At 57.4% G+C, this 305-nt stretch carries 1 pseudogene; it reads right to left on the bottom strand.

What is annotated here, in order from left to right:
* Positions 1-305 (bottom strand): annotated as a pseudogene (locus tag E5Q11_RS17610) (flagellar motor switch protein FliM); the annotation flags it as partial.

The raw sequence follows: 305 nt of genomic DNA, 5'->3' as shown, positions 1-305 counted from the left end.
GCGTGAATTCGCGGCCTTCAATCTTGGCGTGACGTCCCTCGCCTCCGAAAACGTTATCGACCAGCTTGAACACCAGCTTGGCATCCAGCACGAACAGGGAAGTGCCACGCAGCGGGCGAACCTTGGTCAGGTTCAGGCTGGTGGGAACATAGAGCGTATGGATGTATTCGCCGAATTTCATGATCTGGACGCGACCGGTTGATACGTCGGCGTTACGGCGCAGAAGGTTGAAGAGGCTGATACGGGTGTAGCGGGCAAAGCGCTCGTTGATCATTTCCAGAGTGGGCATCCGGCCACGGACGATC

The sequence above is a fragment of the Marinobacter confluentis genome (assembly GCF_004785685.1).
GTDB classification, from domain to species: domain Bacteria; phylum Pseudomonadota; class Gammaproteobacteria; order Pseudomonadales; family Oleiphilaceae; genus Marinobacter; species Marinobacter confluentis.
This window is presented reverse-complemented; position numbering and strand designations above follow the sequence as displayed.